19 protein-coding genes are annotated in these 21,244 nt (G+C 41.9%); 13 read left to right on the top strand and 6 right to left on the bottom strand.

The window, feature by feature from the left end; translation table 11 throughout:
• The first annotated feature begins 526 nt into the window (after window positions 1-526).
• The 6 genes from AC37HE_RS04545 (at window position 527) to AC37HE_RS04520 (ending at window position 8,376) form a co-directional block, all read left to right on the top strand.
• Window positions 527-934 carry an acyl-CoA thioesterase gene (locus tag AC37HE_RS04545; RefSeq protein WP_500781601.1) on the top strand — a complete coding sequence of 136 codons (408 nt, stop codon included), beginning with the start codon at window positions 527-529 and terminating at the stop codon, window positions 932-934.
• 226 nt (window positions 935-1,160) lie between these two features.
• On the top strand, window positions 1,161-1,802 hold the full coding sequence (locus AC37HE_RS04540; RefSeq protein WP_500781600.1) for a DUF6515 family protein: 642 nt from the start codon (window positions 1,161-1,163) through the stop codon (window positions 1,800-1,802).
• A gap of 245 nt (window positions 1,803-2,047) precedes the next feature.
• Window positions 2,048-2,584: a hypothetical protein gene (locus tag AC37HE_RS04535; RefSeq protein ID WP_500781599.1), complete on the top strand. Its 537-nt coding sequence runs from the start codon at window positions 2,048-2,050 to the stop codon at window positions 2,582-2,584.
• Window positions 2,585-2,843: 259 nt separating this feature from the next.
• Window positions 2,844-3,791: a lytic transglycosylase domain-containing protein gene (locus AC37HE_RS04530; RefSeq protein ID WP_500781598.1), complete on the top strand. Its 948-nt coding sequence runs from the start codon at window positions 2,844-2,846 to the stop codon at window positions 3,789-3,791.
• 1 nt (window position 3,792) lies between these two features.
• Window positions 3,793-6,657: an excinuclease ABC subunit UvrA gene (gene uvrA / locus AC37HE_RS04525; RefSeq protein WP_500781597.1), complete on the top strand. Its 2,865-nt coding sequence runs from the start codon at window positions 3,793-3,795 to the stop codon at window positions 6,655-6,657.
• Window positions 6,658-6,705: 48 nt separating this feature from the next.
• Entirely contained in the window at window positions 6,706-8,376 is a 1,671-nt protein-coding gene (locus tag AC37HE_RS04520; protein ID WP_500781596.1) for a uridine kinase family protein, read from the top strand.
• Window positions 8,377-8,403: 27 nt separating this feature from the next.
• Here AC37HE_RS04520 and AC37HE_RS04515 read toward each other — a convergent pair whose 3' ends face one another.
• The gene (locus tag AC37HE_RS04515; protein ID WP_500781595.1) at window positions 8,404-9,705 is read right to left on the bottom strand and encodes an MATE family efflux transporter; all 1,302 of its coding nucleotides are present in this window, start codon (window positions 9,703-9,705) and stop codon (window positions 8,404-8,406) included.
• A 227-nt stretch (window positions 9,706-9,932) separates the two neighbouring features.
• Between AC37HE_RS04515 and AC37HE_RS04510 the strand changes: the two genes are divergently transcribed.
• From AC37HE_RS04510 to AC37HE_RS04495, 4 genes are all read left to right on the top strand, one after another.
• Window positions 9,933-10,532 carry a superoxide dismutase gene (locus tag AC37HE_RS04510; protein WP_500781594.1) on the top strand — a complete coding sequence of 200 codons (600 nt, stop codon included), beginning with the start codon at window positions 9,933-9,935 and terminating at the stop codon, window positions 10,530-10,532.
• 156 nt (window positions 10,533-10,688) lie between these two features.
• The gene (locus AC37HE_RS04505) at window positions 10,689-11,279 is read left to right on the top strand and encodes a VOC family protein (RefSeq protein ID WP_500781593.1); all 591 of its coding nucleotides are present in this window, start codon (window positions 10,689-10,691) and stop codon (window positions 11,277-11,279) included.
• Between the two features lie 224 nt (window positions 11,280-11,503).
• Complete coding sequence (locus AC37HE_RS04500) at window positions 11,504-12,079, top strand: superoxide dismutase (RefSeq protein WP_500781592.1); 576 nt, start codon at window positions 11,504-11,506, stop codon at window positions 12,077-12,079.
• Window positions 12,080-12,167: 88 nt separating this feature from the next.
• Entirely contained in the window at window positions 12,168-12,344 is a 177-nt protein-coding gene (locus tag AC37HE_RS04495; RefSeq protein ID WP_500781591.1) for a hypothetical protein, read from the top strand.
• 73 nt (window positions 12,345-12,417) lie between these two features.
• Here AC37HE_RS04495 and xylE read toward each other — a convergent pair whose 3' ends face one another.
• The 4 genes from xylE to AC37HE_RS04475 all read right to left on the bottom strand — a co-directional run bounded on the left by xylE (window position 12,418) and on the right by AC37HE_RS04475 (window position 18,155).
• Entirely contained in the window at window positions 12,418-13,827 is a 1,410-nt protein-coding gene (gene xylE, locus AC37HE_RS04490) for a D-xylose transporter XylE (RefSeq protein ID WP_500781590.1), read from the bottom strand.
• A 269-nt stretch (window positions 13,828-14,096) separates the two neighbouring features.
• On the bottom strand, window positions 14,097-15,413 hold the full coding sequence (xylA, locus tag AC37HE_RS04485) for a xylose isomerase (RefSeq protein WP_500781589.1): 1,317 nt from the start codon (window positions 15,411-15,413) through the stop codon (window positions 14,097-14,099).
• Between the two features lie 141 nt (window positions 15,414-15,554).
• The gene (locus AC37HE_RS04480) at window positions 15,555-17,039 is read right to left on the bottom strand and encodes a xylulokinase (protein ID WP_500781588.1); all 1,485 of its coding nucleotides are present in this window, start codon (window positions 17,037-17,039) and stop codon (window positions 15,555-15,557) included.
• 120 nt (window positions 17,040-17,159) lie between these two features.
• Window positions 17,160-18,155, bottom strand: a complete 996-nt coding sequence (locus AC37HE_RS04475) for a GntR family transcriptional regulator (protein WP_500781587.1) — start codon at window positions 18,153-18,155, stop codon at window positions 17,160-17,162.
• Window positions 18,156-18,253: 98 nt separating this feature from the next.
• Here AC37HE_RS04475 and AC37HE_RS04470 point away from each other — a divergent pair, with 98 nt between their 5' ends.
• On the top strand, window positions 18,254-18,844 hold the full coding sequence (locus AC37HE_RS04470) for a nitroreductase family protein (RefSeq protein ID WP_500781586.1): 591 nt from the start codon (window positions 18,254-18,256) through the stop codon (window positions 18,842-18,844).
• 21 nt (window positions 18,845-18,865) lie between these two features.
• On the opposite strand, the gene AC37HE_RS04465 is transcribed toward AC37HE_RS04470, so the two are convergent.
• Window positions 18,866-19,777, bottom strand: a complete 912-nt coding sequence (locus tag AC37HE_RS04465) for a proline dehydrogenase family protein (RefSeq protein ID WP_500781585.1) — start codon at window positions 19,775-19,777, stop codon at window positions 18,866-18,868.
• 299 nt (window positions 19,778-20,076) lie between these two features.
• Between AC37HE_RS04465 and AC37HE_RS04460 the strand changes: the two genes are divergently transcribed.
• The gene (locus AC37HE_RS04460) at window positions 20,077-20,673 is read left to right on the top strand and encodes an OmpH/Skp family outer membrane protein (RefSeq protein ID WP_500781584.1); all 597 of its coding nucleotides are present in this window, start codon (window positions 20,077-20,079) and stop codon (window positions 20,671-20,673) included.
• Between the two features lie 101 nt (window positions 20,674-20,774).
• Window positions 20,775-21,244: glycosyltransferase family 2 protein (locus AC37HE_RS04455; protein ID WP_500781583.1), on the top strand; the 470-nt coding region annotated here is incomplete at its 3' end.

Raw genomic sequence — 21,244 nt, 5'->3', positions numbered from 1 at the left:
TAAAAAAGGACTTGGTCAATTTTCCCATTCCTCATCCTGTATAGGGCTTAGCTCGCGTACACACAACCAGCATATTCTCTCATTTTAACTCCACGCTAGTCCCTTGTTAAATTGGCCAATCCTTCTTTTTGATTTTAATCAGTTCTTCCGGAGTCATGAGCAAAAATCAAAATTGGGGCTCAAAATAAGATCAGATCTTCATTCATTGCGAGAATAACCAAAAGTTCCAAATTCCATTTCTTTTAAGTCTAACTGATTCTGAAAACGGAGATGTAAGTTTTTTTAACATTCGTTGTCAGCAGTTAACAGGTCAGTCCGGTATCTTTGTATCAACAGAAGACAACACAGAGGCACAAGATTTTTTTTCATAAGTTTAGGTTAAGAGAAAAAGGATGGTAGACACCATCCTTTTTTATTTTAGAAAACTTCGGTTTTAATCCGGCTATTTATCGGGGATCATCCCAATGTTTATGAAGTGCTTTATCTTTCCCCTGATTTCCCTACTTTTGGCAAAACAAACAACAAAATGGACTATATATTTGAATTACCGTTTAAGGTTCGGGATTACGAATGCGATTTACAGGGAATCGTAAATAATTCGGTTTACCAAAACTACATGGAACATACCCGCCACGAATTTCTGGAAGAAGTTGGATTAAATTTTACCCAAATGCACAATGATGGTATTGATGCAGTTGTAATTCGGGCCGAAATCGATTATAAATTTCCTTTGCATAGTAATGAGCAATTTGTTAGTAAGTTGTATGTTGCCCGCGAGGGTAAATTGAAATACATCTTCTTTCAGGACATTTTTCGCTCTTCGGACAATAAACCTATTATTAAGGCTAAAGTAATTGCTACTACAATAAATGCCCAAAGCGGACGTCCTGTCTTTGCAGAACAATTAGCTGAAGTATTCGACCGGTACATTTAACCGGAGATTGCTTTTCCCGAGAGTAATATTTTATCAGAATGTGAAGGCTGGAGTTTTCCTGTTGGAACTATTTTGAAGATATGCCATTCCTTGAAATGAGACTGTCGGTAAAAAAGTGGAATCAGTCGTTGAATAGGTCTGATCTGTCGATTTTTTGAAGAGATGTTCAGTTTTGAGTACGAAAATTGTATTGACTTGGTCATGAATAATTCAAAAAGTATCAGTTATGAAAACAAAAAGTATTTTGCTTATTGCAGCTTTGGTTATTGCTTCGGTAAGCGTAAACGCACAAACTCGAAATAGCAATAGTAGTCGAAAAAATGAAAATAGAACAACGCAAACGACGAAGCACAATAAAACTTCCGCGAGCTCGGGCCGAACTGTAACGGTTCAGCACCAACCGGCAAAAACGGTTAATAATGTTAGTCGAAATCAGGTGAATTATCGGAAATCGAAACCGACTGTTGTTGCTGTTCGCTCTCAGAATCAAGATCATGGTCAGGTGATTAAAAAGAATAATAAAGAATATTACTATGACTCGGGGCGCTATTACCGCAGATACAACGATAATTATATCAAAGTCGCTCCTCCGGTTGGATTGAGTGTCCGGATATTGCCTCAGGGGTCATTACGGATTGTGATTGGTAACCGGAACTATTTCTATTTTGAGGGTGTTTACTATATCGCCTCGGGCAATGGTTACAGTGTAGAAACTCCACCGGTAGGTGCTATTGTTTATGCTCTGCCTGCCGACTATGAACGCGTAAATGTACATGGTGAACTTTACTATGAATATAATGGCGTGCTTTATAGTAAAATCAACTACCAGGGGGATAGAGCCTATCAGGTCGTAGGATATCTTGATTAGGATAGATGAAATGTAATGTAGGGCTCCGGATGATTCATCCGGAGCTTTTTTGTTTGTACCGTATCTCCTGAGTAATGCATTCTCAGGAAAACCGATTTTTTCCCGAATAGGATGCCCTTGCTAAATTTTCGTATCTTGAAAGTATAAAAGTTGAAAAACACGACTATGTAAAGTTTTTCAATATTGCGGCATGAATCTTGTTTTATGAGATTCAGACGAAAGTTACTTAACCAAAAAGCTAGAATATGAAAACAATTAGTAAACTCCTTTTAATTCTTTCCGTCGTTGTTTTTGCCGGTTGTGAAGGACCAGCGGGGCCGATGGGACCTGCTGGATATGATGGGCAAGATGGTGTGAACATCTTAGGAACAGTTTTTGAAACGACCGGTACCTTTAGCGAAGCCAATCAATACACGTTGTATTATGCGTTTCCTGACGGTTTTCAGGTGTACAATGGTGATGTTGTTGTTGTGTATATTCTTTGGGATGTTGTTGATGGGTTGGATGTTTGGCGGGCCTTGCCTCAAACGATCTTCCTCGAAGCAGGAGCCTTTCAATATAACTACGATTACACAACCGGAGATGTACAAATTTATATCGATGGGGAATTAGATCCGGCTTTCCTGGGAACCGGAGATTTGGTTGATCAAACCTTCCGAATTGCAGTCATCCCAGCCGATTTGTATAAGACGAAATCAATCGATATCACGAACTACGATGAGGTAACCAGCGCAATGCTTATGTGGGGAGGGAAAATAAATAAATCGACACTTACGAATTAATCAGTTATATTCAATTTTAATCACCACCAGGAGAGGATGACAACCGCACGGACGTCATCCTTTTCTTATTTTGATAGTTTCAATCTCCATATTGAAAAAGCAGTCCGGTTAAAGGAGAAGCGGTGTATTCTCTGGCAAGTAAAATATTTTTGCTGGTGAACAACTTCAATCTTTAGCTGTCATTAAAAATTAAAATTCAACTTCGTTGATAGCCAGTTTGAAATCCATTATTTTTGTCGTTTAAAATTGCATGTCGGGTATGAAAAAGATTGTTGGACGCATCATTTTTAGCTTTTTTGTTATTGTTGCTTTTATTGGAAGTTATTATTTCTTTGAATCCTATACTTTGCCGGATCAGGATGGGATGAAAAAGGAAAAACCATCAGCAGTGCCTATGCACGGGGCAGTGGCCATTCCTTCGGAACTAACCTTTATGGGTGAACGAGTTCCGCTGGAATATTTCGATGTTCGTGAGAGTCTGGATCGTGAGTTGTTGGTAAACGCAAACTTTCATTCCCAAACGTTACGTTTTCTGAAGCTAGCTCCCCGGTATATGGATGTTATCAAACCCATTTTAAAGGCCGATACGGTTCCTGAAGATTTTGCTTATTTGGCCTTGGCAGAGAGTGGTTTCGATGAACGGGCCGTATCACCGGCAGGAGCAGTTGGCTTTTGGCAATTTATGAAAGGGACAGCGATGGATTACGGATTGGAAATCAATCCACAGGTTGACGAACGTTACCATCTTGAAAAATCCACACAGGCGGCCTGTGAATATCTGAAAGATTCGTATAAAAAATACGGAAGTTGGACCTTGGTCGCAGCTTCTTACAACGCCGGGCGAAACCATATCGACCGACAAATGGAACGTCAGAAAGTTAATAATTACTACGATTTGTTGCTGGGGGAAGAAACCTCACGTTACGTATTTCGGATTTTAGCACTGAAACTTATTATGGAGAATCCGAAAAAGTATGGCTTCGATATTCACGAAGATGAAGTTTATCCGAAATGGCATGTGAAAACAGTTATCGTTGATGGGCCGGTGGCAAGCTTTGCTGATTTTGCAAAACAATATGGCACCAATTATAAAATTCTGAAGATGTTAAATCCTTGGTTACGTGACGACAATTTGATTAACTCTAAGCGTAAGACATATGCAATTAAAGTTCCGGGTAAAGGATTCCGGGAAATAGAAAACAACTAAAATGGTGGAGAAAGAAAGTTTGTACGCTGAAGAAGAATTGCTGGATCAGGATGAAAAAATCATAGTACACGGGGCTCGTGTACACAACCTGCAGAATATTAATGTAGAAATACCACGCAATAAGCTCACTGTAATTACCGGCTTAAGTGGAAGTGGTAAATCATCGCTGGCTTTCGATACCATTTATGCTGAGGGCCAGCGGCGCTATATTGAAACGTTTTCGGCTTATGCGCGATCTTTCTTGGGCAATATGGAACGTCCCGATGTGGATAAAATAACCGGTTTGAGTCCGGTAATCTCTATTGAGCAAAAAACAACCAATAAGAACCCGCGTTCAACGGTAGGAACTGTTACCGAGATCTACGATTTCCTGCGTTTGCTGTATGCCCGTGCTTCGGAAGCCTTCTCATACGAGACAGGCGAGAAAATGGTGAAATACACGGATGAACAGATTCTGAAACTGATTCATGAGCACTTTGGTGAGAAAAGAATCCTCATTATGGCACCACTGGTGCGGGGGCGTAAAGGTCATTACCGCGAGTTGTTCGAATCACTTCGGAAAAAGGGCTTCCTTTATGGCCGTATTGATGGTGAAGTTGTTGAGTTGAAGCCCAATATGCGTGTCGATAGATACAAAAATCACTTTATTGAGGTGGTAATCGATCGGCTAAAGGTCGATGACGGAATTACTAAGCGGTTGAAAGAGTCGGTTCAAATGGCGATGAAACAAGGCCATGGTGTTTGTTTGATCAAGGATAACGACTCTGATGATTTGAAATTTTACAGTCGCCAGCTGATGTGCCCGACGAGTGGTATTTCGTACAACGAGCCGGCACCTCATAACTTCTCATTTAACTCGCCGCAAGGAGCTTGTCCTAAATGTAATGGTTTGGGGCGCATCGCAGTTATCGACAGGGAGAAAATTGTACCGGATCCGAAGTTAACGATTGCTAAAGGGGGTATTGCACCGCTTGGTCCTCAAAAAAACACCTTGATTTTTTGGCAAATTGAAGCTTTGGGTGAAAAATATGGTTTCAACCTGAAGACTCCGGTCGAAGATATTCCGGAAGAAGCGTTGGATGCCATTTTATATGGAACGAATGAACGTATTCAGTTGAAGAATTCACCGCTTGGTAGCTCGGTGAATTATATGATGAGCTACGAAGGAATTGTGAAGTACATCGACAGTCAGCGCGATGATAATCCTTCAAAAACAGCCCAAAAGTGGGCTAACCAGTTTGTGAAGGAAAAAGACTGTCCGGAATGTAACGGAAGTCGTTTGCGAAAAGAGTCGCTTTTCTTCAAGATAGATCATAAAAACATCTCGGAACTGGCGAAAATGGATATTGCACAACTGAGCGAATGGTTTGTTGGCTTGGAAGAGCGAATGTCGTCACGTCAGTTGAAAATTGGTGCCGAGATTATCAAAGAAATTCGCACAAGGTTGAGTTTTTTGCTGGATGTTGGTTTGGAATATTTATCGCTGGATCGGTCATCGGGAACTTTGTCGGGAGGAGAATCGCAACGGATTCGTTTGGCTACCCAGATTGGATCGCAACTGGTGAATGTATTGTATATCCTGGATGAACCAAGTATCGGATTACACCAGCGCGACAATATGAGATTGATCAATTCGCTTGAAAAACTTCGAGATTCGGGCAATTCCGTCATTGTTGTTGAGCACGATAAAGACATGATGATGTCGGCTGACTACCTGATTGATATGGGGCCTTTTGCCGGGCGCCATGGCGGAGAGGTTGTTGCCGCAGGAACTCCGCAGGAAGTGTTGAATGAAGATACTTTAACTTCGAAATATTTGAAAGGGGAACATGAAATTGTTGTTCCTTCAGATCGTCGTGCGGGCAATGGTAAAAGCTTGAAGCTGATTGGTTGCACCGGGAATAACCTCAAAAATGTAACGGTCGAATTTCCATTGGGGAAAATGATTTGCGTTACAGGAGTTTCGGGGAGCGGAAAGTCTAGTTTGATTAACGGAACACTACAGCCGCTGTTAAGCCAGCATTTCTACAATTCGTTAAAAGATCCGTTGCCTTACGATAAAATTGAAGGCTTAAAGCATATCGATAAAGTGGTACAAGTTGACCAATCTCCGCTGGGACGAACGCCACGTTCAAATCCGGTTACTTATACCGGTGTTTTCTCCGATATTCGGGCGTTGTTTGCACAGCTTCCAGAGGCTAAAATCAGGGGATATAAACCAGGCCGTTTTTCATTCAATGTAAAAGGAGGTCGCTGTGAAGCATGCCAGGGCGGTGGCTTAAAGTTGATCGAGATGAACTTTCTGCCCGATGTGTATGTGCATTGCGATGCCTGTAACGGGAAACGTTATAATCGTGAAACACTGGAGGTCCGCTACAAAGGCAAATCAATCAGTGATGTGTTGGATATGACCATTAATCAGGGAGTTGAATTTTTCGAAGCCTTACCCTCGATTGCTCATAAACTGAAGACCCTTCAGGAGGTTGGATTGGGTTACATTACCCTGGGGCAGTCGTCAACAACCTTATCCGGCGGTGAGTCGCAGCGGGTAAAGCTGGCAACTGAATTGGCCAAAAAGGATACCGGTAAAACGCTTTACATTTTGGATGAACCAACCACCGGACTTCACTTTGAAGATATTCGTGTGTTGCTGGGTGTATTGTACAAATTAGTCGACCGTGGAAACACGGTTATTGTTATTGAGCACAATCTGGATGTGATAAAAGTAGCCGATCATATTATTGATTTAGGCCCGGAAGGAGGGCGTGGCGGAGGTACAATTATGGGAACAGGTACCCCCGAGGAAATTGTAGCAAAGAATGATTCTTACACGGCCAATTTTCTGAAAAAAGAGTTAGCTTTATAGAGAAGGACGGTAAAAGTCCCTGCAACAACTAACTGAATCATTTGCCGTATGAGCTCGAAAACTATTGATATTTATTGTGAGAATAATAACACAGTAAAATCGTACCCTTTGGGCATTACCCTCGAAGAGATCAAAGATGATCTTGGAATCAAGCTCGAAAACCCGATTTGCGGAGCGTTGGTGAATAACAAAGTGAAGGAACTTTCATTTGCCGTGGTAAAATCCAAACAGGTTGAGTTTATCGATTATACACACATTGATGGTCGTCGCTTGTATGTGCGCTCACTGATTTTTTTGCTGTACGTGGCAGTACGCGAGGCATTACCACAGGTTAAGCTGAAGGTTTTAAATGGGATAAGCCAAGGCTATTATTGCGAATTGCTGGGATTGGAACGGAAAATTAATGATTCGGACATTTTCGAGATCAAAAGTCAAATGGAGTATTGGGTTAGCCAGGACATTGCATTTGAGAAAAAAGGTTTACTTACTCGCGATGCCGTTGATGAGTTGGAACGGCAAGGGCTGGAAGAAAAGGCCAAACTATTTGATCAACAAGGAATGTTGTTCTCATTTTTGTACTACCTGAATGGCTATTGCAACTACTTCTACGGGCACCATGTTCCGTCAACAGGTTATTTAACTACCTTCAATATTGTTCCCTACTTCGATGGTATTTTATTACAGGTTCCTAAGCCGGATAATTTCAATGAAGTGAATGAAGTCGAACATCAGGAAAAACTGTTTGGCATTTTCAAAGAACATAAGAACTGGGCAGAACTGATGAATATCCCTAATTTAGGAATGCTGAATCACTATATTGAAACAGATCGGGGAAGTGATATCATCAAAATATCGGAGGCACTGCACGAGAAAAAAATCGTTGAGATTGCCAATATGATAGACGCTCGAAAAAACAAGTTGAAGGTCGTGCTGGTTGCCGGACCGTCTGCCTCAGGAAAAACAACCTTTAGCAAACGTCTGGCAGTACAACTCGCAGTTAATGGTATTATCCCTCATTTGATCTCGCTGGATGACTATTTTGTTGACCGGGAGAAAACACCACGCGACGAACATGGTAATTACGATTTTGAAGTGCTTGAAGCGATTGATGTGGAATTTTTCAATCAGCAATTGCTACAACTGTTTAAGGGGCTGGAGGTCGAATTGCCGAGTTTTAATTTCATTTTAGGGCGTCGCGAACCCTCTGGACAAAAGTTGCAGTTGGGTGACGGGCATGTTTTAATTGTAGAGGGGATTCACGGTATGAACCCGGAGTTGCTACCACATGTTGATGGCGTAATAAGCTTTAAAATATTTCTTTCTGCTTTAACGCAAATTTCAATCGACGATCATAACCACATTTCAACAACCGATAATCGACTAGTGAGGCGTATGCTTCGGGATAGCAAATATCGTGGGTATTCAGCAGCCGATACGATTAAACGGTGGCCCAGCGTTCGTAACGGTGAGGAGCGAAACATTTTTCCATATCAGGAAAATGCTGATGTCATGTTTAATTCAGCCTTGATTTATGAATTGGCGGTTTTGAAAAAATATGTTGAACCGCTTCTTAAGGCTGTTCCGGAGAGCTGCGAAGAACATTGCGAGGCCAATCGGTTGCTAAAATTCTTTAGCTATTTTCATCATATCGACGACCTTGAGATTCCTCCAACTTCCGTAATTCGTGAATTTTTAGGTGGAAGTAGTTTTAAATATTAGTTGGCCTTACTGTTCCTGAAAGCGGATCTAACGGAAACTCTTTTTAAGTACCTTGGGGTATAACAGCGTTTGAAAAATACCTCGCCCGGCCATGAACAGCATCATGGCCAGCCAAAGCGCATGGTTACCCAAAACTCCCTGCAGAAAGTAGAAGCTCGGTGCAAAAAGCAATAGGGTTGCAGCCAGCATACTGTTGCGCATTTCTTTTGAGGCAGTTACGCCGATGTAGATGCCATCCCAAACAAATGAACTGACCGTAATTAGGGGAGTCAGGATTACCCATACAATAAACCTGCTGGCCGTTTCGTACAAACCTTCCTGGTTCGTTAGAAGTCCGATGATGAACTTGTTTCCGACTAAAAAGAACAAACTGAAAACTGCAGCCAGACCAACACCCCAAACAAATAAGCGTCGGGTTAATTCATGAAATAAATCTTTTCTTTTTTCACCCATATATTTCCCGGCCATGGCTTCTCCTGCAAATGCAAAGCCGTCAATAAAGAAGGAAAAGAGGAGAAGAAACTGAATAAGAATTGAATTAACGGCTAAAATATGATCGTTAATACTAGCTGATTTTGAGGTGAAAAAGGTAAATACGAAGATGACACAAAAGGTCCGGATGAAAATGTCGGAATTTACCTTGAAAAAATTCTTCATGGCAGTTAAGTTCAAAACTGCACTCTTTTGATAATTGCTGAACAGCTGTTTGTATTTCTTGCGAAGGAGAATTAATCCGGTGATAATACCGGCATATTGAGCGATAACAGTTCCCCAGGCAACACCGGCAGAATTCATGTGCATGAAATAAACAAAAAAGAAACTGAAAATCAGGTTGAAAACATTCGCCAGAATAGAAGTGATCATGACATAACGGGCATTCTGCATGCCCAAAAACCAGCCGTTCAGGGCATATAAGCCTAAGGTTGCCGGTGCTGCCCATATCCGGACGCTAAAATATTCGCGTGCCAGACTTTCAACCTCAGGACTCCCTCCAATGGCCGCAAAACTGATCCATTCAATAGGTACCTGAAGAATAATGATTAGTGCACTGATTAAAGTGGAGATCATGAGCGAACGGGCAAGAATGTTGAATGATTCAGCCTGATTGCCCTCCCCGTAACTTTGTGCAGTGAAGCCACTGGTGCTCATTCGTAAAAAGCTAAAACCCCAGTAAATAAAGTTGAAAATAACCGTCCCAAGTGATACGGCACCAATGTAAACTTCAGAATCAAGATGGCCCATTAAAGCCATATCGACAAGGCCCAAAAGTGGAATGGTCACATTGCTGATGATGTTGGGAATAGCAAGTTGGAGGATTTTTCTGTTCACGAAAATTTTTTCGGCAAAGAAACTAAAAAAAAGGGAGCTGCTAAAGCATTGACATCAACGGTTAAATTGAGTTTTGCGATAGCATATAGATTTTTTCAATAAAAAAAAACAGGATTATTATTTGGAATGAGTCTAGATAGTTTATAGATTTGCAATAAAGGATGTGAATATCTTAAAACATCTTGACGCCAAGATAACAATTAACCAATATTAAAGAATACATTAATATGTCATTTGAATTACCAAAGTTACCATATGCATACGATGCTCTTGAACCAGTAATCGATGCACGTACGATGGAGATCCATCATACTAAGCACCACGGTGCTTACACAAATAACCTGAATGCAGCAATTCAGGGGACAGAATTGGAAGGGAAATCAATTGAAGAATTGATGGCTGGAATTTCAACACTGTCGGTAGCCGTTCGTAACAACGGAGGTGGTTATTATAATCACTGTTTATTTTGGGAAGTTATGACTCCAGGTGGAGCCAAAGCACCGCAAGGTGAATTAGAAAAAGCAATTAACGACTCATTTGGGTCATTCGATAATTTTAAAGATGCTTTTACCAAAGCTGCCGCTACCCGTTTCGGTTCGGGTTGGGCTTGGCTGGTAAAACAGGGTGATAGTTTGGTGGTTTCATCCACACCGAATCAGGACAATCCATTAATGGATCTGGCAGAGGTTCAGGGAACTCCAATCCTTGGTCTCGATGTCTGGGAACATGCCTACTATTTGAATTACCAGAACAGACGTCCTGACTATATCTCATCGTTTTACGATGTGATTAACTGGGATGAAGTCGCTAAACGATTTAAAGGTTAGTTGATTTTTGGTTTTTTTCCCCGAGGCAGTGGTCTCGGGGTTTTTCTTTTTTAATTTTTAGTGTTATGTAAAATGAATGATTTCCGTTTTATACAGCTTGAATTGTATACAGGGAACCTGGATGGACAAAAACAGTTTTATACCGAATTACTACAATTGCCATTAGTTGAGGAAACCCCCAATTCATTTAGTTGTCTAATCGGTTTTTCAGTTCTGAAATTTCTTGAGGGCGAATCCGGGAACAGGTATCATTTTGCAATCAATATTCCTGCTAATCAGATTCGGGAATCATTTGCGTGGTTGAAGCCACAGATTGAAAAAATTCCAGACGGAATTTCCGACCTAGTTCGTTTTGAAGGGTGGAATGCTAATGCCCTTTATTTTTATGATGCTGACAAAAATATTGTTGAATTTATTGCCCGTCAAAATCTTAAGACGGATTCAGAAGTACCTTTTGGACCTGGCTCGTTCATAGGGATTAGTGAAATTGGAATGCCCTCAGATCATATTAAAGCGCTTTTTGATAATCTTAATGCAGGAATAGATGTACCTGTTTATTCCGGGAATTTCGATTATTTTATTGCTGCCGGCTCTGAACATGCTTTGTTTATCCTGGTGGATCAGCAACAAAAAAAGTGGTTTCCAACTCAGTATCGGGCTTTACAGGCAGACTTTAATCTTATTGTTGAGCAGGAAAGTAAACGTATCAAGCTTGCCTATAGAAATGGAAATATCATGTTTAACTAGCTAGGGAGTACTTTCTTTAGATATTAATTTCTTTGTAACTTACAGTTCTGGTATTTTCAGCAATATCTGTTAATCGTGCTAACTGGCTATGGAAATAATTTCCAGTCTGTTTTATTTGGAATCACTTTAAATAGCTTTTAACGCACATAATTTCTCAAACATTTGAACGCAGTCCGCGTTTTAGAAAGCAAAAATCAGAAAGTCTAACTTTTAAAAGAGAAATTATGTCATTTGAATTACCCGCGTTACCTTACGCAAAAAATGCATTAGAGCCTTACATCAGTGAAAGAACATTGGATTTTCACTATGGCAAACACCACCAGGCTTATGTGAATAACCTGAATGGCTTGATTCCGGGAACAGAATTTGAAAATGCCGATCTGGAAACAATCGTTAAAAAGTCCGAAGGTGGTATTTTCAATAATAGTGCACAGGTTTGGAACCACACTTTTTACTTTTTCCAATTTTCTGCAACTCCTGCAATTGAGCCTACTGGAGCATTGAAAGCAGCAATTGATGCTTCGTTTGGATCATACGATGCCTTTAAAGAAGCTTTTTCAAAAGCAGCAGCTACCCTGTTTGGTTCAGGCTGGGCTTGGTTGGTAAAAGATTCTGCCGGAAAATTAAGTATCGTTCAAACCAGCAATGCTGCTTGTCCATTGCGCGATGGTTTAACACCATTGATGACTTGCGACGTTTGGGAGCATGCTTATTATTTGGATAAGCAGAATGCCCGTCCAAAATACATTGAAGATTTTTTCAAAATTCTGGATTGGAAAGTTGTTGAAAGCCGGTTCTAGAAGGGATCACTAGATTTTTGGATTCTCAGATGTTTAGAGTTCCGAATGTCTGAAAGTCTGAAAATCCAGTAATCTATAAATCTAAAAGATGAGTGTAGAAAAAGTTTTGGCAGCGATGGTCGCTGCCGGAAAACCGGTGAAAGCCGGTGAAATCGTAACCGCGACAGGTTTGGAGCGGAAAGAAGTTGACAAAGCAATGAATCAACTTAAAAAAGAAGGTAAGATTGTTTCTCCGGTACGCTGTGCCTGGGAACCGAAAAAATAGGAAAAGGGGCTGAAAGGCCCCTTTTTTGTTCGCTAATCTATTTTGATTAACTTCAAATATTACTCATTTTCGATTATTTCAACCAAAGTTTTTCCATTTCTTCGAGCGTTTTTCCTTTGGTTTCCGGAACAAATTTCCACATAAACAATGCTGCTAAAATGCCCATAATTCCATAAATCCAATAGGCAAATCCGTTATGGAAATTGTCAACCAGGAAGCTGCTTTTATTCATCATAGGGAAAGTCCATGATACCAGGTAGTTTGAAATCCACTGAGCTGCAACAGCAACAGCCATAGCACGACCACGGATACGATTGGGGAAAATCTCAGCCAGCAATACCCAAACAACCGGTCCCCAACTTACTGCAAAGCAAGCAACATAGCCCAACATGAATATCAGGGCGGCCAGTCCTACTTGCTGGAAGAAGAAGGCGAAGCCCAACGCAAACATGAAAAGTGCCATCCCTGCAGCTCCGATAATCATTAATGGTTTGCGACCAAATTTGTCAACCGTAAGAATTGCGACAACGGTGAATGACAAGTTGATAATACCAACGATAATGGTCTGTAGAAGGGCAGTATCGGTTCCCGATCCCATATTCTTGAAAATTTCCGGCGCATAGTATAACACTACGTTGATGCCAACAAATTGCTGAAATGCAGAAAGCAAAATGCCGATTACAACAATCAGAAAACCAAATGAAAAAAGTTTTCCAGAGGTTGTGGTTAAGGTCTGTTTGATTTCACTCAACACCTGGGATCCTCGTTCCTCTCCGTTAATTTTATTCAGAACTTTCAATGCCTTTTCATCATCACCCTGTAAGGCCATATAGCGTGGAGTTTCGGGGACGAAAAACAGAAGAATTAGGAATAAGCCAGCCGGAATCATTTCAGAAGCAAACATGTAACGCCATCCGATACTGTTCAGCCAGCTGTCGTCACCTTGGCGGGCGATGGCATAATTCACGAAGTAAACGATCAGCATACCGAAGATGATGGCAAATTGGTTAAACGAAACCAGTCGGCCTCTGATGTCGGCCGGAGCAATCTCTGCAATGTACATGGGCGAAAGCATCGACGCTAAACCAACACCAATTCCACCAATGATTCGGTAAATGATGAACGGCCAGTAGAAGGTATAATCTCCCTCGCCGAAGGGGCGAATGAAGAGTTCAGGGTAGGAGGAGCCCAGTGCCGAGATGAAGAATAGTACGGCAGCCAGGATCAGTCCTTTTTTACGTCCCAGTTTCAGACTTACCAACCCGCCGGAAAGTCCTCCAATGATACAGCCAATTAAAGCACTGGAAACGATAAATCCGAGTTGAGAGTTAGCTGCAGTTTCAGCTAAGCCCATTGGTTTGATGAAAAAGACATCGAGCGAACCAACTGTTCCGGAAATCACTGCTGTGTCGTAACCAAACAGTAAACCTCCAAGGGTAGCTACAATGGTAATCGCGATGATGAAAAATTTATTTTCTTTCATTGTTGTTTAGTTTGTTTTGACGCTCCATGGTGTGTGGGCAGAATGTAGCGTCCATCTTTATTGTGGTTTGTGTGACAGAGAAAAGCAGATTAACCCGATTCCTATCTTTGCGATACGAACCGGGTTATTCTGACTATTTTATGTATGAAATGAAATTCATTTCATGTGTCTATAATTTGTTTTTTTTAGGTCACATGGAATTCACCAATTTAGTCATTCTCTAGTTTGAGAGTTTGGCTTTCATGGTTCGTTTCATCCGTTTGTTTGCATTAAATATACATGTTTACAATTGCTTCGTACAATTCTTGCTTTCCGCTAATTTGTTTTGGTTCTCCGTTGGCCTTAGCGTAAGCGTAAACATCTTCAAATGAAAGTTTTCCTTCTTCAAATTCTTTACCTTTTCCAGCATCGTAGGAAGCATAGCGGTCGGCAATCATTTTTTCGTAAGGAGAATCTTCCAGGATTGCAGCGGCAGTTTCCAAGGCACGAGCCATAACATCCATTGCTGCAATATGTGAGATGAACAAATCATCTAAATCGGTCGAGTTACGACGTATTTTAGCATCGAAGTTAGTACCGCCACCTTGCATACCACCACCTTTAAGAACGACCATCATAGCTTGTGTCATTTCGTACAAATCAATTGGGAACTGGTCTGTATCCCAACCATTTTGATAATCACCGCGGTTTGCATCGATTGCTCCAAGCATTCCGGCATCAACGGCACATTGTAATTCGTGTTCGAAAGTGTGGCCAGCTAATGTAGCGTGGTTTACTTCGATGTTGATTTTAAAATCATTCTCTAAACCATGTTCTTTTAAGAAACCAAGTACAGTTTCTGTATCTACATCGTACTGGTGCTTCATCGGTTCCATTGGTTTTGGTTCGATTAGGAATGTTCCGGTGAACCCTTTTGAACGACCATAGTCACGAGCCATTTTTAACATGGTGCCCAAGTGTTGTTTTTCACGTTTCATGTTCGTATTTAACAACGACATGTAACCTTCGCGTCCTCCCCAGAAAACGTAAGCTTTACCACCTAAAGCGATTGTTGCATCAATCGAGTTTTTAATTTGAAGCATGGCACGTGCAGCAGTGTCAAAATCAGGGTTTGTGCTGGCTCCGTTCATGTAACGAGCTGCAGAGAATACATTCGCTGTACCCCACATTAATTTAATGCCTGTTTCAGCTTGTTTTTCTTTGGCATATTCAACAATTGCCTTCAGATTAGCTTCGTATTCTTCAATGCTGTTTCCTTCGCTAACTAAATCGATATCGTGGAAGCAGTAGTATTCGATTCCCATTTTTTGCATGAATTCGAAACCGGCATCCATCTTATTTTTTGCAGCTTCAACAGCGTCTGCTGCACCTACCCAAGGGTGATCCTGTGTCTTTCCACCAAATGGATCGCCACCGTCAGCACATAAGGTGTGCCACCAAGCCATTGAGAATTTAAACCACTCGGCCATTGTTTTTCCATAGACTACTTTTTCGGGATCGTAGTAACGGAACGCCATCGGGTTTTTACTGTCTTTACCTTCAAATTTGATTTTTTCCACTGATGGGAAATAAACTTTTGTGCTCATCTTGTAAGTTTTAAGCCCCTCCAACCTCCCCGAGGGGAGGCTATTAAGACATTGCTATTAATTTTAAATTTCTATTTTTCGTATCAGACTCATAATTCTGCCTTTCAATTCCTCCCCCCACGGGGGAGATAGAGGGGGCTTTTAAATGTACTTTTCTAACAACGATTTCCAGTTGCCGTAAGCTGCTTCGTATTCCGCCTTTTTGTTTAAGTCGGGTTCAATCGTTTCTAATTTGGTTAAGTTTGAAAAGGCTTCGGCAGGCGATTTATAATAGCCCGATCCGATTCCTGCACCGCGGGCAGCACCTACCGATCCGTCGGTATTGTAAAGTTCGATGGTTGCGCCTGATATTCCGGCTAGTGTTTCGCGGAAGATTGGGCTTAGGAACATGTTGGCTTTACCGGCGCGAATCACTTTGGCATCGATACCAATGCTTTCCATGATCTCCATTCCGTATTTGAATGAAAAAACAATTCCTTCCTGTGCGGCACGGAAGAGGTGTGCATTAGAATGAATATTGAAGTTGATTCCGGACATGACCGAACCAAGGTTTTTGTTCTCAAGTACACGTTCGGCACCGTTACCAAACGGAAGAATGCTGATACCTTCAGAGCCAATGGCTACTTTCGATGCCGCTTCGTTCATGCCTTCATACGAAATAGCTCCGCCACCAACTTGTTTGTTTAACCAGGAGTTCAGGATGCCTGTTCCGTTGATGCAAAGCAGAACGCCTAAGCGGTTGGCTTCAGCACTGTGATTCACATGGGCGAAAGTATTGACGCGCGATTTCGGATCGTATTTCACTTCGTCGCTTACCCCGTAAACAACGCCCGACGTTCCGGCAGTTGTCGCAATTTCACCCGGATTCAGCACGTTTAATGAGAGCGCATTATTGGGTTGGTCTCCGGCACGGTAACTGATTTTAATTCCTGGTGCCAGTCCTAATTCTTTAGCGGCAGCCTCGTTTACCACGCTTTGAACCGAAAAGGTTGGGACAATCTCAGGAATGAAACTTTCTTCGAAACCGTAATAGTCAACCACCATTTTAGCGACGGCATTCTCTTTGAAATTCCAAAGAATACCTTCTGAAAGGTTTCCTGCTGTTGTTTTGATTTCACCACTCAGCTTCATGGCAATATAATCGCCCGGGAGCATGATTTTATCAATCTTAGCATACAACTCCGGTTCGTTGTCTTTCACCCATTTCAATTTTGAAGCGGTAAAGTTACCCGGTGAGTTCAGCAGGTTCTCCAGACATTTTTGCTCGCCGATTTCTTTCATGGCTTTGTCGCCGATAGCTGCAGCACGGCTGTCGCACCATATAATTGAAGGGCGTAAAACCTGTTGATCCTTATCAACAACAACCAATCCGTGCATCTGGTACGAAATTCCGATGGAATCAATATCAGTGGGGTTAACAGCTGATGTTTGCATAATCTCGGCAACAGCTAACTTCAGGTTGGCCCACCATTGTTCCGGATCTTGTTCTGCCCATCCTGGTTGGATGGCGGTCATTTTCATCTCTTGCTTTGGATAAAAGGCTGATGCCAGGCACTCGCCTGAGTCGCCATTGATTATCGAAGCTTTAACTGATGAACTGCCAATATCAAATCCTAATAAGTACATTTTCTTGTTTGGTTTATTAGTATAGTATTCTTGTTTGTTCTGTTCTGGTGTGTTCTGCAAATTTAGGGGAGTCTTCCCGATTTCAAAGCAATTTTTTTGTGTTTTAAAGCATGTTTTTGATTAGATCGATGCTCTAACCTTTAGCTGTGTTGGAATCTGTAAATGGATTGATTCCCCGGTTGTTACAAACTCGGCTGCGACTTTTCCCATCAACTCAAAGTCGGTTGTAATGACACTAATCCCGTCCTTGACATATTTCTTCATGGGGGTTTCGTTGTACGAAATAACACCACTGTCCTGACCAATAACCAGGTTTTTAGCCGCACACTGGTCTAAGAAACGGGCAAGTGTTCTGTCGCTCACCAGTAAGTACAACTCGCCTGCTTGCACATTCATCCCTTTGTAGTTTTTGGTAACTTCATACGCCAGGTTATTGTCTTTGCAAAATTTTTCGAAATAAGCAATCGACTCCGGCGGGTGGTAGGTGAACTCGGGGTAGAGGTAGATGAAACGCTTGTATTTTTTCAGTAGAGGTAACTCATTTTGCAGGGCGTTATACAAGCTTTGTCCAAAATCCTGGTAAACCGATGAAGCCTCGGGGATTGCATGAACCTGCCAGTCGATCGATAATAATTTCGATGCCGGAATTTGCTGTATGATTTCGGGTACCCGTTCGTGGTCGAAGTTCATGACAATGTACTTCGAATATTTGCCAATACTCTCGGTAATGATTTTCTCAAAGATCTCGATGTTGTAATGGTGAAAGTGTAAGTCGACGGTGAAATTCTCCGGCAGGTTATCCAGAAACGATCCGTACAGCACTTCTTTGTACGCCTTAAAGGTATCGAGAAATAGGAACACTTTTGTTGTTGCCTTGGCGATGAAATATCCTTTGTTGGGTACTGATTCAACGATTCCCCTGTTTTTCAACTCGGCATAAGCCTTAAAAACCGTGTCGCGCGAAAGTGAACTCTCTTTAACCAGCTGGTTTACCGAAGGCAGAATATCGCCAACTTGCAACAAATTGCGGCTGACCGCATCGATAACCGCATCGATAAGTTGCTGAAATTTTAATTGATTGGAAAGAGGATCTATCTGAAATTTGAATTTACTCATAAAGCTTAGGTGTTCTGTTCTGTTATGCAAACATAGGAAAGATCGGGAGTAATTGGCATCAAAATCAACGATTTTATTAATATTGAAAGAAAAATGCCATGATCAAAGACTTATTAAAACGAAACAGAAGCTACCGGCGCTTTGATGAACGTGTACGGATCAGTGAAGAGCAACTGGCCGAATGGATTGAGCTATCCAGATATTGTGCGAGCGGACGAAATGCACAACCGCTGAAATACATTCCTGTAACGGAAAAAGGAGATTGTGATCGCCTGTTTCCGCAGCTGGCCTGGGCAGGATATCTGAAAGATTGGCCAGGTCCCCGGGAGGGTGAGCGTCCTTCAGCCTACATTATTTTAGTGAACGATACAGAGATTGCAACGAATTATTTTTGTGACGATGGTATTGCGGCTCAAAGTATTTTGTTGGGAGCCGTTGAAGCCGGTTTTGGAGGTTGTATGATTGCTGCGGTGAAACGGGAAGCACTACGGGAGCAATTTGGAATTCCTGAAAAATACCAGATTATTATGGTACTGGCTTTGGGAAAGCCGGTTGAACAGGTGGTGCTTGACGAAATGAAAGCCGGCGATTTTAAATATTGGCGCGATGCCGAGGGCGTGCATCATGTGCCGAAAAGATCGCTTGATGAGCTGATCCTAAAAATAGAAAGCGGGAAAGGAGAGAACTAAGCTCTCCCACCCCTTTTCAAATTAACCCCTAAAAAACAAAGCTTTTATAATGTGGCTGGCGATCTTGGGATTTTCTTTCAGACGGCGGGTGGAGTAACCAAACCAGTCTTTCCCAAACGGAACATAAACCCGCATACGGTGTCCTTGCTCAACAATCAGCTTCCGTAACTCGGGAGTAACTCCGTAAAGCATCTGGAACTCATATAAGTCAGTCGGGACTTTATACCGCTTAATCAGCTCCATAGCTCTTTCCACCAAATATTTATCATGTGTGGCAATACCTGCGAAAATTTTATTCCGAAGCATAAATTCTAAATCTTCGATATAGTGATCGCGTACCGATTGGTATTCTTTGTAAGCAATTTCTGCAGGTTCCACATAAATACCCTTACACAACCTGAAGTTCAGTGGATGTCCGTTGGCCGGCAGGTTGTTCATATCCAGCAGGTCGTTGAAGGTACGTCGCAGGTAGGCTTGTAACACGAGGCCTACATAACCTGAAAACTCGGCTTTCAATCGTCTGAAAATGTCCATCTCGGAATCAACACATTGCGAATCCTCCATATCCACACGGACAAAGCTGTTGCAGTCTTTGGCTTTTTGGACAATCTCGCGAACATGGCGATAACAAACTTCCGGATCAAGCAGAAGACCGAACATGGTCGGTTTAAGCGAAAAATTACCTTTGATATTCTCGCTGGTAAAACGTTCAATAATTTCCAGGTATTTGTTTTTGTTGTCTTCGGCTTGCTGAAGATTGGTGATAAATTCGCCCAATAAATCCATGGTTACTTCAATACCTTCAGCATTCAGTTGGCGGGCAACTGAAATTCCATCTTCCATGGTTTTTCCTGCAATGTAGCGTTTCGAAAACTGCCAGATCAGTTTTTCGGGCATATGCGGGAGTATTTGGGCAATTAGTTTGTTAAACATCTTCGGTTTTTACTTTCGTTAATCAATAGCTATTCTTGTATTGTAAAAATACGACGGACTAATGCCTTCCTTCAATGATGTTTATCAGGCGATTGTTATGATTTTTGACATATTTCTTTCGACGATATTTTATTTAGTGCTCCCCGGAAAAATATTTGGATTATCACTGTTTTCCTGATGATAAATTTTTATTTTTGGCCTCGATTAAAAAGAATAGTTAAAAAGAGGAAAGTTGTGGTGAAGAGGATTCAGATTGAATTTAATTCCTTGCTTTTCCGCTAAAAACCTAAGAAATACGCATGAAAAATTCATCATTGATCTTAAACCTGGTTTTATTGGTTGCAGTAATTGTACTTTTTGTGTTACATTTTACATCGGGCACAAGTTCAAAACCTCAGGGTGCTTTAGTGACTGGTCCTGCTCAATTAACAGATCTGAAAATTGCCTATGTAAAGGTTGATTCACTGATCGTGAACTACGACTTGGCGCAGGATTTACATGATGAGTTTACAAAGAACCAGGATGCATACACCAAGGAATATGCTACCCGTCGTTCGAAATTTGAAGAGCAAGCAGCTTCTTTCCAGGAAAAAGTACAACGTGGCGGTTTCCTCACAGAGGAACGTGCCGTACAGGAACGTGACCGTTTGGTGAACGAAGAACAGGAAATTCTGAAACTGGATCAGGAATTGTCGTCGAAACTGGCTGAGATGCAAAATGCAAATAATAACCAGTTGGTGGATAGTTTGCTGGCTTACCTGAACCGTTACAATGCGGATAAAAAGTATGCTTATATCTTCAACTCAAGCGGTATCCTGATTGGAGACGAAGCGCACAACATTACTAAAGTCGTGTTGGATGCGATGAACACCGACTACGCTGCAAAGAAAAAGTAAGAATCAGTTCTAACGAAATAGGAGAATCCGGGTTTTGCCCGGATTTTTTTTATCCTTATTTTTCGGTCATGGGCTTTGCCGATCAATATATTTCCCGTCAAATGCAAGCTGACGCATTTCTTCCGCTGCCGGTTGATCCGGGGCTGGAGATGATTGTCGTTGTACCGGTTTACAATGAACCGGAACTGGTACAAATGCTCGACAGCCTGGCAGCCTGTGTTGTTCCGGTGGGAAAAGTTGAAGTGCTGCTGGTCATTAATCACGGCGAGTTATCGCCACCCGAAGTCTTGGCACAAAATGAGCGAACTGCTACTGAGGTAGAGATCTGGAAGGCTCAACATGCCGGTTGCTTTTTCGATGTTCATGTTCTTCGTCCCAAAGCTTTTCGGCGGAAGCATGCCGGTGCCGGGATAGCTCGCCAAACAGGGATGGACGAAGCGATCCGGCGTTTCGGCACTCTGGATAAGGCCGACGGAATTCTGGTCTCGCTGGATGCCGATACTTTAGTCGCTCTGGATTATTTCATTCAAATTGAAGCTGCTTTCAGGCAAAATCCGAAAGCCGTTGGTGC

The organism is Mangrovibacterium sp. (genome assembly GCF_059905295.1).
Note: the sequence above shows the minus strand (reverse complement) of the source record. Positions and strands in the feature narration are given on the sequence as shown.